This is a genomic window from Microbispora sp. H10885 (assembly GCF_014161415.1).
GTDB lineage: Bacteria > Actinomycetota > Actinomycetes > Streptosporangiales > Streptosporangiaceae > Microbispora > Microbispora triticiradicis.
This window is the reverse complement of record NZ_JABBWY010000017.1, coordinates 32,551-46,082: the sequence shown is the minus strand read 5'-3', so window position 1 is coordinate 46,082 and position 13,532 is coordinate 32,551. Positions and strand designations below refer to the sequence as shown.

General features: G+C 72.2%; 12 protein-coding genes. 5 read left to right on the top strand and 7 right to left on the bottom strand.

The features are described 5' to 3' along the window. Positions 1–14: 14 nt before the first annotated feature. From HHX37_RS33600 to HHX37_RS33580, 5 genes are all read right to left on the bottom strand, one after another. Complete coding sequence (locus HHX37_RS33600; RefSeq protein ID WP_182882411.1) at positions 15–1,385, bottom strand: aldehyde dehydrogenase family protein; 1,371 nt, start codon at positions 1,383–1,385, stop codon at positions 15–17. Beyond that, positions 1,385–2,485, bottom strand: coding sequence for a phenazine antibiotic biosynthesis protein (locus HHX37_RS33595; protein WP_182887969.1), 1,101 nt, complete (start codon positions 2,483–2,485; stop codon positions 1,385–1,387). Before HHX37_RS33595 ends, HHX37_RS33600 begins: the two co-directional genes overlap by 1 nt. Before the next feature lie 136 nt (positions 2,486–2,621). After that, positions 2,622–2,912 carry a hypothetical protein gene (locus HHX37_RS33590; RefSeq protein WP_182887968.1) on the bottom strand — a complete coding sequence of 97 codons (291 nt, stop codon included), beginning with the start codon at positions 2,910–2,912 and terminating at the stop codon, positions 2,622–2,624. A 93-nt stretch (positions 2,913–3,005) separates the two neighbouring features. Beyond that, positions 3,006–3,470, bottom strand: a complete 465-nt coding sequence (locus tag HHX37_RS33585) for a hypothetical protein (RefSeq protein WP_220503364.1) — start codon at positions 3,468–3,470, stop codon at positions 3,006–3,008. Next, a complete protein-coding gene (locus HHX37_RS33580; RefSeq protein WP_220503363.1) occupies positions 3,467–4,009 on the bottom strand; it encodes a hypothetical protein in 543 nt (180 codons plus the stop codon). The genes HHX37_RS33585 and HHX37_RS33580 overlap by 4 nt, the downstream gene beginning before the upstream one ends. 176 nt (positions 4,010–4,185) lie before the next feature. Here HHX37_RS33580 and HHX37_RS33575 point away from each other — a divergent pair, with 176 nt between their 5' ends. From HHX37_RS33575 to HHX37_RS33565, 3 genes are all read left to right on the top strand, one after another. Beyond that, positions 4,186–5,796: an ABC-F family ATP-binding cassette domain-containing protein gene (locus HHX37_RS33575; protein ID WP_111697810.1), complete on the top strand. Its 1,611-nt coding sequence runs from the start codon at positions 4,186–4,188 to the stop codon at positions 5,794–5,796. A 74-nt stretch (positions 5,797–5,870) separates the two neighbouring features. Continuing rightward, positions 5,871–6,662, top strand: coding sequence for a hypothetical protein (locus tag HHX37_RS33570; protein ID WP_182887966.1), 792 nt, complete (start codon positions 5,871–5,873; stop codon positions 6,660–6,662). A 47-nt stretch (positions 6,663–6,709) separates the two neighbouring features. Further along, positions 6,710–7,819 (top strand): saccharopine dehydrogenase, encoded by a 1,110-nt coding sequence (locus tag HHX37_RS33565; protein WP_182887965.1) that lies wholly within the window; start codon positions 6,710–6,712, stop codon positions 7,817–7,819. Between the two features lie 6 nt (positions 7,820–7,825). On the opposite strand, the gene HHX37_RS33560 is transcribed toward HHX37_RS33565, so the two are convergent. Continuing rightward, positions 7,826–9,889 (bottom strand): NACHT domain-containing protein, encoded by a 2,064-nt coding sequence (locus tag HHX37_RS33560; RefSeq protein WP_182887964.1) that lies wholly within the window; start codon positions 9,887–9,889, stop codon positions 7,826–7,828. A 189-nt stretch (positions 9,890–10,078) separates the two neighbouring features. On the opposite strand from HHX37_RS33560, the gene HHX37_RS33555 reads away from it, so the two are divergent. Together HHX37_RS33555 and HHX37_RS33550 are read left to right on the top strand one after the other, a co-directional pair. Beyond that, positions 10,079–11,734: a hypothetical protein gene (locus HHX37_RS33555; RefSeq protein ID WP_182887963.1), complete on the top strand. Its 1,656-nt coding sequence runs from the start codon at positions 10,079–10,081 to the stop codon at positions 11,732–11,734. Between the two features lie 81 nt (positions 11,735–11,815). Beyond that, positions 11,816–12,982, top strand: coding sequence for an NlpC/P60 family protein (locus HHX37_RS33550; RefSeq protein WP_182887962.1), 1,167 nt, complete (start codon positions 11,816–11,818; stop codon positions 12,980–12,982). A 19-nt stretch (positions 12,983–13,001) separates the two neighbouring features. Here the strand turns inward: HHX37_RS33550 and HHX37_RS33545 are convergent, their stop codons facing one another. After that, the gene (locus HHX37_RS33545; protein WP_182887961.1) at positions 13,002–13,505 is read right to left on the bottom strand and encodes an inorganic diphosphatase; all 504 of its coding nucleotides are present in this window, start codon (positions 13,503–13,505) and stop codon (positions 13,002–13,004) included. Positions 13,506–13,532 lie beyond the last annotated feature (27 nt).

The following is a 13,532-nucleotide window of genomic DNA, read 5'->3' as shown; positions in this document are numbered from 1 at the left end:
CGGTTTCCACATTTTTAAGCGCGGATGACGCCCTTCGTGCGCATGAGGAACTCGCCGAGATAGGCGTCGTGCGGGACCCACTGCGGCATCCAGAACGTGGGGGCGTCGCCCAGATAGACGTTCCTGATCGACGGGTCGTCCACGAGGCGGTCGACCAGGTCGTCGTCCCGCGTCACGGCGGTCAGCACCAGCGTGTTCCTGAGCGGCCCGACGCCGTCGGCCGGGCTCCAGGGCGCGAACCACACGCACGGGAACGACAGCTCGATGCCCGTCTGCGGCGCGTCGGGCCGGTCCACCAGGAAGACCGCCGGCCGCAGCACCCCGCTGCCGTCGCCGAGGTCGTGCACGATCCCGTCCCCGCCGAGCAGCGGCGTCGCGCCGTCCACGTGGTCGAGCAGGTACTTCTCGACCGCCCGCGCATCCGCGACCGGCTGGACGGGCAGCACCGCGGCGTCGTCCTCCGGCGGCAGGCTCGGGATCGCGGCCAGCCGTTCCGCGACGGCCGCGGCGACGGGCGCGGGATCGCCCCGGACGAAGACGGCGGTGGTGTTCACGCAGGCCGTCCCGCCGAACGCGCTGACCGACTCGACGATCGTGCCGAGATGGCGCTCCCAGTCGTCCTCGGTGAGCAGGATCTTCGACCGCCCCGGGCCCTGCGGCAGCACCCGCACGTCGTCGCCGTACTTGCTCACGACCTCCTCGCCGCCGTACACCATCGCGAGGTCCGCGTCCCTGATGACGTCGTCGGCCACGCTGTAGTCGGTCGGCAGGAGCGCCACCTGGTCCTCGCCGAATCCCGACTCGCGCAGCGCGGTGATCAGGCGGTGCGGAGTGAACGGCTCGCGCCGGGAGGGGCGCACCGCGACCCGGTAGCCCATCGCCAGGGCCTCCAGCCACAGCGTGTGCACACCCGGATGATTGCCCGCCGCGTGCACGGCGAAGACGTCCCCGCGCCGGGTCCAGACCGCCTGCCCACTGCGGGTGAGCGGGTCACGCCAGTCGTCCACCGCGCCCTCGGGCCGGGCGTACCGGGTCGTGCGGTACGCCTCGCCCGCCCGGTGCGCGATGCCGGACGCCGCCGAGCGGACCACGGTGATCGGCATCCCCGACACGCGGCTGACGATGTGCCGGTACTCCTCGGCGCCGAGGCCGCCGACGACGCCCGTCTCGAACAGCCGTCCCGCGCGGGTGAGGGCCGACACACGCTCGTCGGCCGGCATGGTGCGCGCCCGGTGCAGGGCCGCCATCGTCCGCTGCACGTAGAGCCGCGGCACCAGGCTCAGCTCGGCGACCGGCCGCCCGCCCAGCTCGCGGATGGGCAGCCGGCTGCGGCTGCGGTACGGCCCGCCCGCGCCGAGGGCGTCGAGCTGGATGGGCTCGTCCATCAGTACACCCCCTCGATGACCGGCTCGTCCTCGAACGTGGGGAGCGGCCCGACGTCGGCCACGGAGTCCCCCGTCTGTCCCGGCGGCGCGGCCACGCGGGTGGCCAGGTCGCGCTCCAGGTTGTTGGGCAGCAGGAAGCTCTTGCTCACGTGGTGCATCACGACCTGGCCGCGGTCGCCGATCCGCACGCTCTCCCCGGTCCGCGGGTCGACCACCTGGAAGGCGATGTACGGCGAGAGGCCGTCGAAGACGACCACGTCCTGCTCCGGCGGCACGACGCGCTCGGGCAGCCCGCCCAGGATCATCGTGCTGCCGTACATGCCGTACAGCCGCACGCCCGGGAAGACCTCCGTACGGAGCAGGTAGTGGGTGTCGGGGTCCATGTGCGCGCCGCTCCAGCCGATCACGGAGACCTTCTCGTTGACCAGACTGACCAGCGCGTCCCTGCGGGCCAGCCGGGTCAGCAGCGGAGGGGTGGTCACCATGACCCGCACGTCCTGGGTGTGGAGGAGGTGGGCGCTCTGGTCGATCAGATGCTCGGCGTAGCGTTCCGCCTCCTCGGCGCGGCCCTCGGCGATGCTCCTCTTCACCCAGCGCGGGTCCATGTCGACGGTGAGCCGGATGCCGCCGCGCCGCTCGGCCTGCCGGCGGACCAGCTCTCCGAAGATGTGCGGCCCGGTCGGGCCGAGCGACAGCCAGTTGCCGCTCTCGGGGTAGCCCCTCGCCTCCAGGTCCTGTTCGAGCCGGTGCATCAGCCGGTCCAGCCAGTCGCGGAGGACGACGACCCGCTTGGGCGGTCCGGTGGTGCCGCCGCTCTCGAACACGCCGGCCACCGCCGCGTCCGGGCCGTATCCCCTCGGGATGAGGTCCTCCACCCGGACCTCGCGCAGTTCGTTGGTCACGTTGGGGAAGTGCCGCAGGTCCTCGAAGGAGTGCACGTCCGCGCGCGGGTCGAAGCCGAGCGTCCTCGCCCGTTCCAGCCAGAACGGCGAGCCGGTCTCGGGGCTGAAATGCCAGCACATGGCGGCCTCGACGAACTCCCGGCTGTCCGGGACCTGGTCGATCGGGCAGTCGAGGATGGGATCGGTGCGCGGTGACATATCCGCCCCTTCGACGTGGCAATCCCGTGAAATGTCAGGCTATTTCCGAGTGATGCGCCGTCGAGTCAAGACGTTTCGCGGTCGAGGAAAAGAATGCGCCCCGACCGGAGCGAGGCCTCCGCGTCACGGTGACGGGTCACGGCCTGGGGGAGGTCCGCTGCCAGAGGCGTCCCCTGCCCTTCCCGGTCGCGGCCCGGCAGCGGGGACAGACCCGCCGCACCTCGTCGGCGGCCCCGCCGGACTCGGGGAAGGAGTCGGGCCACGGCACGTGGTGGAACCGGTACAGCCCCGAGCGGCTCAGCGCGAGGCCGCACACGGTCTGGTTGGTCCCTGGCCACCAGGCGTGGGCCTCGCCCGCCGGCTTGCGCACCCCGTCCTCGTCCCGCCACTCGCCGGTGGCCGCAACCGAGGGCTCCCCCCGCGCCATCGCCCGCCTCCCTCCGTCCCGCCTCCGCCCCATGCTTCCCGTACGGCCCGAGCCGAACCCACCAGCATGGGCCCGCCGAAGCCCAGGCCGGGATCAGTACGGGCTCATCTGGTCCAGAACCTTGCGGGCGAGGGCCAGGAACTCCTCGGCTCGTCTCAAGTCTTCGACCACGTCCTCGGCCGTTATGTCGGGAGTCTCCGGCCTGGGGTACTCGGCTCCGTTCCGTCGGCGACGCATGCGGTCGAAGGAACGCAGCACGCGGCCGAGGGGCGGATCCAGTTGCGCGGTCACCGCGTCGAGGACGGCGAGGTGCCCTCCCCTGCTGGTGGCGCGTAGGCCCTGGTTCTCCAGGATCGATGCCAGAGCCTTCCTGCTCGCGTCGTAGAGGAGTTGATACGCCCCGACAGGATCGGCGTGCATGCCGATTCTGGCGAGATCGATGTGTCGCTCTGCCTGTCTCAGCATCGCGTCCGAGTGTTTCCTGCTGGGAGGCACCCGCTCCAGCTGACCCGCCGACAGCATCGTGTCGATGCGGTCGCGACCCTGAGCCCATCTCACGGTGTGCTCCGCTCAGCCGACAGTTGAAAGAGGGGGTTGTCCTTGAGCGCGGCGACGAACGGATCGTTGTGATCCGCCCAGGCATCCGTGGAGATCCTGCTGATGTTCACCTCGCGTCCAAGGACGTTTTCGGCCGTACGCGCCGCCTCGTACAGGTCGTCCAAGTCTGCGGTACCGATCACGAGTACGTCCACGTCGCGCGGGGGAGGACCGGCTCGTCCGGCGTACCGGGCCGCCCAGGAGCCGTAGATGTAGGCCTCATCTATACCGGTGACGTCCTCGAGCAGCGGAGGCAGCACGGCGGCCGGCCCGAAGGTGACCGCCAGTAGATCGATCAGCGGTCGCGCGACGATGGTTTCGGTGTTCGCCCGGATCAAGCGGAGATTGCCGTGACGTCGTTCAGAGGTCAGCCCTGCGGCGGCGAAGCGGTCCATCTCGCGGCTCACCGTGGACTGGGAGACTCCCGTCCGCTGAGCGAGGTCGGTGGTCGAGTACTCGTTCTCCGGATGGAGGAACAACCACGCGAGCAGCTCTCCCATGGCCGCACTGCGCAGCAGAGGGAGGAGCGGAGGCGGTGGTTCCCGCATAGGTGAATAGTACTATGCAGGAATCGCATACCGCTGGGTTGACAGGCGGAAAACGGGATGCCGCGGGTGTAAAAGGATAGGTAGCCTGCGCGGGAAGCGCACGAGCACATCCCGGCAGGAGACCCACGGTGGGACACGTTGAGATCGGGCATCTGACCCATGTCCTCCCGGACGGCAGGATGCTCCTGAACGACGTCTCGTTCCGGGTCGGGGAGGGCGTCAAGGCGGCCCTGGTGGGTCCGAACGGCGCGGGCAAGACCACCCTGCTCCGGATGATCGCGGGGGACCTCCAGCCGGTCGAGGGCACCGTCGCGCACTCGGGCGGCCTCGGGGTGATGCGGCAGTTCGTCGGCAACATCCGGGACGGCAGCACGGTCCAGGACCTGCTGCTGAGCGTCGCGCCGGAACGCGTCAGGACGGCGGCGGAGCGGCTGCACGCCGCCGAGCTCGTCATGATGGAGCGGGACGACGAGAAGACCCAGTTGCGGTACGCCCAGGCGATCACCGACTACGGCGACGCCGGGGGCTACGACATCGAGGTCCTGTGGGACGCCTGCGCGATGGCCGCGCTCGGCGCGCCGTACGACCGGGTGAAGTACCGCGAGGTGGGCACGCTGTCCGGCGGCGAGCAGAAGCGGCTGGTCCTGGAGGCGCTGCTGCGCGGCCCCGACCAGGTGCTGCTGCTCGACGAGCCCGACAACTACCTCGACGTGCCGGGCAAGGTGTGGCTGGAGACGGCGCTGCGCGAGACGCCCAAGACCGTGCTGCTTGTCTCCCACGACCGCCAGCTTCTCGCCAACGCCGCCGACCGGATCGTCACGGTCGAGTCGGGCAACGTCTGGATCCACGGCGGCGGCTTCGGGACGTACGCGCAGGCCCGCAGGGAGCGGAGCGAGCGGCTCGACGAGCTGCGCCGGCGCTGGGACGAGGAGCACGCCAAGCTCAGGCGCCTGGTGGTCATGCTCAAGCAGAAGGCCACCTACAACGACGGCATGGCCTCCGCCTACCACGCGGCGCAGACCCGGCTGCGCCGGTTCGAGGAGGCCGGGCCGCCGGAGCTCGCGCCCAAGGACCAGCTCATCAGCATGCGCCTGCGCGGCGGCCGTACGGGCAAACGGGCGGTGATCTCCGAGGGCCTGGAGCTGACCGGCCTGATGAAGCCGTTCGACCTGGAGGTCTGGTACGGCGAGCGGGTGGCCGTGCTCGGCTCGAACGGCTCGGGCAAGTCCCACTTCCTGCGGCTGCTGGCGGGCGAGGAGGTCCGCCACGCCGGGGTGGTCAGACTCGGCGCGCGGGTCGTGCCCGGCCACTTCGCGCAGACCCACGCCCGCCCCGAACTGCTCGGCCGCACGCCCTGCGAGATCGTCATGACCGAGCACGCCCGGCTGAAGAACGAGGCGATGAAGGCGCTGGCCCGCTACGAGCTGGCCGGGCGGATCGCCGAGCAGAGGTTCGAGACGCTCTCGGGCGGCCAGCAGGCGCGGCTGCAGATCCTGCTGCTCGAACTGTCGGGCGCCACGCTGCTGCTGCTCGACGAGCCCACCGACAACCTCGACCTGGCCAGCGCCGAGGCACTGCAGCAGGGCCTGGACGCCTTCGACGGCACCGTGCTCGCGGTCACCCACGACCGCTGGTTCGCCGCCGACTTCGACCGCTACCTGGTCTTCGGCTCCGACGGGCGGGTGTACGAGTCCCCCGAGCCGGTGTGGGACGAGACGCGGGTGGTCCGCCCGCGTTGAGCGGCCGGTAAAGATACCGGCGGGGGCGCGCGTGTCCGGGAGGGGACGTCCCTTTCAGCGGTTATGACGGCTGAGTGACGCGACGTTGCCGCATAACCGCCGCCCTCGCCCTCGCCGTACTGGCGACGGCGTCGTGCGCGAGCAAGCACAAGCAGGAGGGCCCGCTGCCGCTGGCCCTCAAGGAGCAGGTGTCCTCCGTCGTACGCTCCGGAGCCGGGTACGCGGTGACCTGGGCGGGGGTGCTGAGCAACCCCAACCGCGGGCACTTCGGGGAGAACGCCGTCGCGGTGGTCACGGCCGTCGACGCGGCGGGCAAGGAGGTCGTCCACCTGGAGCAGCCGCTGGACGCGGCGCCTCCGGGCCGCCCGCTGGCGTTCGGCGGTCAGGTGACGACCGGCGGGCAGCCGGTCCGCGTGAAGATCGACTACCGGCCCGCCTCGTGGCGGGCGGCGTCGCGGCCACCGTCGGCGTTCCTCAGGTTCCCGATCTCCGACGTGCTCACCGAGAAGCAGCCGGACGGCTCCTACCTCGTCACCGGCTACGTGCTCGACCCGTTCCGCAGGACCGCGGGCGCCCTCGCCGTGACGGCCCTGCTGCGCGACGACGCGGGCCGGCTGGTCGCCGGCCGCACGTCGTACGTGGACGACGTGCGGCCGGGCACGAAGCGGAGGTTCGTCATCACGGTCGACGGCGTCCGCGGGGCCGTCGGCGCGACCGACGTGTACGCCACGACCTGGGGCTCCACCGCCCGGGCGTACGAGGATCTGGCGCGGGCCGGGGCGGTTCCGCTGCACACGATCCCGCCGACCACCGCGCCGTTCACCAAGGACCGCGGCTATCCGCCGTACAACGATCGGCGCCAGTGAGCGGCCCACCGCCGATAGCGGCAGGAGGGGCGGGTTACCGTAGCGGAATGGCCAGGATCGTGCTCTTCGGAGCCACCGGTTTCACCGGCGGACTGACCGCCGAGGCGCTCGCCCGGCGCGGGGCCCGGCCGCTGCTGGCGGGCCGGGACCAGGCGCGGCTGACCGCCCTCGCCGGCTCGCTCGCCGGCTCACTGGGCGGTGACGTGCCGATCGCGGTGGCCGACGTCGGCCGCCCGGAGTCCGTACGGGCCCTCGTCACGCCGGGCGACGTGCTGATCTCGACCGTCGGGCCGTTCGCCCGCTGGGGTGAGGCCGCGGTGGCCGCCGCGACCGAGGCGGGCGCCGTCTACCTCGACAGCACGGGCGAGCCCACGTTCATCAAGCGGATCTTCCAGCGGTACGGCCCCGCCGCGGCGACCCGGGGCGCGGCCCTGATCACCGCCTTCGGCTACGACTACGTCCCCGGCAACCTCGCCGCGGCCCTGGCCCTCCGCAAGGCGGGCGCGGACGCCGTCCGCGTCGACGTCGGCTACTTCGTGGGCGGCGACATGGCGCGCCGCGCGAGCGCCGGGACCCGCGCCTCGATGCTGGGGATGCTCCTGGAGCCGATGTACGGCTTCCGCGAGGGCCGCATCGTCCCCGAGCACGGCCGCACCCGGCGCTTCCTGGTGGACGGCCGGCCGCGGCACGGCCTGTCCATCGGCGCCACCGAGCACTTCACGCTGCCGCCAGTGCACGCCGGACTGCGGGAGGTCAACGTCTACCTCGGCTGGCTGGGCGGGCTGACCAAGGCCGCGGGCGTGCTGGCCCGGGCGACCCCGGTGATCGCCGCGCTGCCCGGCGCCAGGCGGGTCACCGAGGCGCTGGCCGACCGGGCGCTTCGTACGGGCACCGGGACGCCGGCCCCGGCGGCGGGTGTGTCGTCCAGGATCGTGGCGGAGGCCTACGACGCGCGGGGGCGCCGCCTGTCGGCCGTCCATCTGTCGGGCGGGGACCCGTACGAGTTCACGGCCGGCATGCTCGCCTGGGCCGCGACCACGGCGCTCGCGGAGGGCGTGCGCGGCACCGGCGCCCTCGGCCCCGTCGACGCGTTCGGTCTCGACGCGCTCACCCGGGGATGCGCCGCCGCCGGCATGACCGTACGCGAACCGGCCTGACCCCTCCTATCGCCCGGATTCGGGCGCTTCGGTGTGCAGGGCCGCGAGATGGTCGTGCAGGTCGGCGTGGCGGAACTGGTAGACAGGCCCGACCGTGCGCAGCAGCCCCAGGCGGTGGGCGTCGTCGAGGAACGCCATCAGCCTGCGGGGCACATGCCCCGCCCGGGCCAGACGTCGGATGATGATTCCGGCGCCCAACCACGCATGATGTTTTCCCTCCACGAGCCCGCCCATGAGCCCGATCGTGAGCCCGCTCCCGAACGCGCTCCCGAACGCGCTCCCGAGAAGCCCGAGCCCGAATCCGACCCCAAGCCCGCTCACGAGCCCGAACGTTGTCGTTCGTAGAAGGGTGAGGGTTCTGTCGGCGTTCCACATCGACTGGGGCGTGATCGCCATGCTTGTCGACGTGGGTTGTTCCGCCCAGTCGAGGAGCCCGAACACGAGCACCCCGAAGAGCCCGAACACGACCCCGAGCACGAGCACGCCCAGGAACTCGACCACGAGCCAGCCGATGAGCACGCCAAAGATCCCCACCAGGAGCCCGTACACGAGCTCAACCACGAACTTTCTCCTGACGTGTCTGATGAGGCTCGACGTTCGTCCAGGGAGTCGCAGATCGGCATGGCCAGGTGTCTCGGTGAACCACTGCTGGACAGAAAGCCAGGTCACGAGCCCGGCTATGAACCCGATCACGAGCCCGAACGAGCGCGCGCCGATGAGCACGCCCGCGAACCCGGCCATGAGCCCCGCCACGAGCCCGACCACGCCGGCGGTACGTCGTTGCTGGGCGGGGGTGGTGGTGAGGTCGGCCAGGTGCCACCAGGCGAGGTCGCGGGTGCCGTGCGCGGTCAGTTGGCGGGCGAGGTAGGCCAGGTAGTGGCGGGCCTGGCCGGGATCCCAGGCTTGGCGGGGGCGGAAGTGCTCGGCGGGGTTGCGGGTGGGGGGCCGGGCGTGGATGGCGGCGGGGATCAGGTGGTCGAGCAGGTGGGCGCGCAGCCTGCCGGGATCGTCGGCGAGGGGGCCGACCAGTGGGGCCGGGTCGGTGGAGGGGGTGATGTAGACGGTGCGGATCAGCCACAGCCCGAGCGCGGTGGAGGCCACCTCGGCCAGGCCCGGCCGGTCGGCGTTCTCCAGCGCCTCGATGACGGGAGTCCAGTCGTGGCGGGGGCGTGGCGGCAGGCAGGTGCGCACGTAGCCGGCGGCGGCCTGCGGGGTGAGGGGGCGGGGGGCGATGACCGCGGCGGCGGTCAGCACGTCCCCGGCCTGGTCCAGGGCGGCGGCCAGTTCGCCGGTCCGGCTGGTGAGGATGAACTGGTCACGCTCGGCGAGGGAGCCGTTGAGCGCGGCGATCGCCGAGGCGCGGGCGTCGCCGGGCAGCTCGTCCAGGCCGTCCAGGATGGGCAGGATGTGGCCGCGTCCGACCAGCGTCCCGGCCGCGTCGGGCCCGTACGCGGGGTTGGTCAGGGCCGGGTAGTCCTGGGCCAGCCGGGCGGCCAGCCAGTCGTGCAGTCGCGGGTGCGCGGTGGTGTCCCAGCCGGCGATGGTGAACAGCACCGGGACCGGTTCCTCGGGGCGGTGATCGTCGGCGAGGCGCAGCAGCAGTTGCACCGCCAGTGTGGTCTTGCCGCTGCCCGGGCCGCCGGTGATGACCAGCCGGCGGCGATGCAGAGCCCGGAAGTTCTCGGCGAGCCGCGGGATCCGGTCGCCGGTGGCGGTGAAGGTCAGCGGCTGGTGGCCGATCAGGCGGGGATGGTCCATCAGGCCCGGGTCGTCGGTCAGGTGCCAGGAGACGGGGATCGGTTCGGGATCGCCAAGCGACCGGATCGTCGCCTCGGTGCGCCACTGCTCGGCGACCAGGTTGGTCAAGGTCGTCTTCGCGGCGGTGATGGTCTCCTCACCTACAGGTGGTGCGGGAGTGGCCTTACGTCTGGCCCACAGGATCACCGGCGCCGCGAACGCCAGCGCGGCCACGACGAAGGCCCCGAGATCGGCCCGGTTGACCCTGTCGTCGGGGTCGAGCACATGCCCCACCATGCTCACCGCGACGGCGAGTGCGGCGACCACTGCCACAGCAAACAGGATCGGCCACCACGATCTGCGCCCGTTCACCCACGCATCGTCTCCCGTCGGCGCCGCTGCGCGGGCCGATGAACACAAATGGTGATGAGAAGGATGTTCGTCCGTCAGACGGACGGACGGAGGAAACGACTTCGGCCGAATGGGTGGAGCGGGTAGTTACCAAGCATTTACTCTCCGTATATGAATGATGGCGTCCTGGTGGAGGCGTTGCGTGCCCGGGATCCGGGGGCGCTGTCCGCTCTCTACGACACCTACGCCGAAGGGCTCTACCGATACTGCAGGGCGCTGCTGGCCGGGCCCGACGCCGCCCAGGTCGCCCTGCGCGACACGCTGATCGCCGCGGAGGCCCTCGTCGGGTCGCTCGCCGATCCGGGCATGCTGCGCCCCTGGTTGTACGCCCTGGCCAGGGGTGAGTGCGTGCGCCGCCGCACCCCCGGGGAGGAGGGCGGCCAGGAGCCGGGGGCCACCCCTGTGCCGACCGCGCCCTTCCCCCGCGCCGGGGACGGCGAGGGCGACACCGACCTGCGCCTGGCCGCCGGCGGCGCCGTGGCCGCGCTGTCCGCGGAGGACCGCGAGGTGCTCGAACTGGTCGCCCGGCACGACATGGACACCGGCGACCTGGCCGCCGTGCTCGGGACCGGCGACCGGTACGCCCGGGCCCTCCTCGACGCCGCCACCGAACGTCTGCGTGAGACGGTGACGGCCGAGATCCTCGCCCGGCGAGCCTCGCACGACTGTGAGCGGGCGGCGGCGATCCTCCAGGGCCTCTCCGGTGAGCTCACCCCGCAGACGCGCGGACAGCTCACCCGTCACATCGCCCGTTGCGAGACCTGCGCGCGGCACCGCGTCCGGCAGGTCTCCCCGGCCAAGGTGTTCTCCCTGCTGCCCCGGGTCGCCCTGCCCGAGACGCTGCGGGTGCGGGTGCTCAGCAGCTTCATCGATCCCGAGCTCGTGCCCTACCGGCGGTACGTCGCCAAACGCGTCGGCGGGCTGAGCGCGGCGGGCTTCCCCAGGGCGGGGGCGCGGCGCGAGGGGCGGCTCGCCCAGGCCGTGGCCGGCGCGGTGGCGGCGGTCGCGGCGGTGGCGACGATCGCGCTCGTGTTCGCCCAGTTCGCCGGTGACCTGCGTGAGCGGGCCGCCGACTCGTTCGTCGGCCACCGGCCTCCGGCGGCCGAGGCCCCGGCCGTGACCGGTTCCGGCCCGGCCGGGGACGCCGGGGACACGGCCTCCCCTGGATCTTCGGACGACGGGGACGGCCGCTCACCCGAGCCCTCGGACTCGGGGGACAAGGCCGAGCCCGGTGGCTCCGTACGGCGTGCCGATCCGGTCGTCCTGCCCCGGCCGGCGCCCCTGCCCGCTCCGGTGCCTCCGGCCACCGTCCGGCCCCCGCGTCACCACGAGCCGACGCGCAGCCCGGCGGCGCCGCCCACGACCCCGCCCAGGACCCCACCCACGACCAGGCCCTCCGGCTCCGCGCCGTCGCCGCCCGGCGAGACCGCCACGCCGCCGGACCCCGGGTCCGGCGACGACCCCGGCTCGGGCGGTCCGGGTTCCGGTGGTCCGGGTTCTGGCGGCCCGGGCGGCCCGGACGACCCCGGCGGCTCCGGCGACGACCCCACGGATCCGCCCACCGGCGGCCCACCGAGGGGCGGGCCGCCGCCGGCGCACTGGCCGGGACGCCGCCCGCCCCACCGTGAGCACCAGCATCATCACGAAGGACGTTTCCACTATCCGCGCACGCCGGGCCACCGGCGTGGAGGAGGGGACTGCCCGCCGGCTTCCGAGCCCGCACCCGGCCCCCTCTTCCTCCGGCAAAAAGGACGACCTATCACATAGGCCAATTACTGGGCGTACCTTAGATGTGTACGGAGAGTAGTCGCTGGGAACTGAGGGGAGTGGAGCAGGGAAGGGGAAGGAATGCCACTCCTCAGGGCATCGGGGCTGGTCGCCGGGCTCGGGTCAAGTCTGGTCCTCACGTTGGGGGCCCCGGCGGGAGCCGATCCGAAGCCGTCGTCGAAGGACGTCGCCAGGGCGCGGCAGCAGGTGCAGGAGCGGGCGCGGGAGCTGGGCAGAGCCTCGGCCGATCTCGCCACCGCCCAGGCCCGCCGGGACGCGCTGGACGCCGACGCCGAGCGGCTGGTCGAGGCCTACAACGGAGAGCTCGTACGCCTGGAGCAGGCGCGCGCCGCCTACGAGCAGTCGGAGCGGCGGGTCGGCCAGGCGGCCGGCGAGTTCGACCGGTTGCGGAGCGTGGTGATGACCCGGGTGGCCCAGGGGTACGGCCGGCTGCGGCTGGCGCCGTCCGCCGCGGCCGTGCTCGGCGGCTGGGACGACGCGGACGGGTTCCTGCGAAGAGCCAGCGTGCTGACGCAACTCGGCGACGAACAGAACGCGACGCTCGCGGAGATGGACGACGCGCGGAAGATCTACGAGATCCTCCGAGAACAGGCGGCCCGCGCGTACGCCGAGCAGTCCCGCACCGCCGACCAGGTCCGGCAGGCGAGGGACGCGGCGCAGCGGGCCGTCGCGGACCAGCTCGATCAGACCCGGCTGATCGAGCGGGAGAAAGAGGAGATCTCCGAACGCCTGGACGCCGCTCGCGCCCGCGTCGACGAGCTGAGACAGGCGAGGAGCGCGGCCAGGCAGAGATCCCGGCGCCAGGCTCCCCCCGCGCGGAGCGGCATGGCGATCCCGGGCTGGGCGGCCCGGCTGCCGTCCGGCCGGGGCGGGGAGGCCGCCCAATGGGCGCTCAAACAGATCGGCAAACCGTACGTGTGGGCCGCGGCCGGCCCGTCGGGGTTCGACTGCTCGGGACTGACCATGCGGGCCTGGCAGCGGGCGGGGGTCTCACTCGACCACTGGACCGGCACCCAGTGGACCTCGGGACGGCACGTCCCGCTCAGGGAACTGCGCAGCGGCGACCTGCTGTTCTACGGCAGGCTGAGCCGCAGCCCCGGCACCATCCATCACGTGGGCCTCTACATCGGGCGCGGCCTGATGGTCCACGCCCCCCAGACGGGGGACGTGGTCCGCATCTCACCCATCTGGCGCCATGATCTCGTCGGCGCCACCCGGCCCGCCTAGTGCCCCCCGCGGCACCGGCTCAGTGGTCCTCGTCCTGGTGGTCGATCTCCTCGTACCGCTTGATGCTGGCGACGATCTCCGCCTCGGCCTCGGTGCGTCCGACCCAGTTGGCGCCCTCGACCGACTTGCCGGGTTCGAGGTCCTTGTAGACCTCGAAGAAGTGCTGGATCTCCAGCCGGTCGAACTCGGCGACGTGATGGATGTCGCGGATGTGCTCCATCCGCGGATCGGTGGCCGGGACGCACAGCACCTTGTCGTCGCCGCCCTTCTCGTCGGTCATCCGGAACATCCCGACCGCCCGGCACTTGATGAGGCAGCCGGGGAAGGTCGGCTCCTGGAGCAGCACCAGCGCGTCGAGCGGGTCTCCGTCCTCGCCCAGCGTGTCCTCGATGAACCCGTAGTCAGCGGGGTACTGGGTCGACGTGAAGAGCATGCGGTCCAGGCGAATGCGGCCGGTCTTGTGGTCCACCTCGTACTTGTTCCGTTGTCCCTTGGGAATCTCAACGACAACGTCGAACTCCACTCGTTCCTCCGCATGAGTCCCCGGTCT

Excerpts from the sequence above, each read along its gene's own strand:
- HHX37_RS33590 (WP_182887968.1), bottom strand. The coding sequence starts at position 2,912 with ATGGCGCGGGGGGAGCCCTCGGTTGCGGCCACCGGCGAGTGGCGGGAC.
- HHX37_RS33580 (WP_220503363.1), bottom strand. The coding sequence starts at position 4,009 with ATGGGAGAGCTGCTCGCGTGGTTGTTCCTCCATCCGGAGAACGAGTAC.
- HHX37_RS33555 (WP_182887963.1), top strand. The coding sequence starts at position 10,079 with ATGAATGATGGCGTCCTGGTGGAGGCGTTGCGTGCCCGGGATCCGGGG.
- HHX37_RS33565 (WP_182887965.1), top strand. The coding sequence starts at position 6,710 with ATGGCCAGGATCGTGCTCTTCGGAGCCACCGGTTTCACCGGCGGACTG.
- HHX37_RS33550 (WP_182887962.1), top strand. The coding sequence starts at position 11,816 with ATGCCACTCCTCAGGGCATCGGGGCTGGTCGCCGGGCTCGGGTCAAGT.
- HHX37_RS33595 (WP_182887969.1), bottom strand. The coding sequence starts at position 2,485 with ATGTCACCGCGCACCGATCCCATCCTCGACTGCCCGATCGACCAGGTC.
- HHX37_RS33600 (WP_182882411.1), bottom strand. The coding sequence starts at position 1,385 with ATGGACGAGCCCATCCAGCTCGACGCCCTCGGCGCGGGCGGGCCGTAC.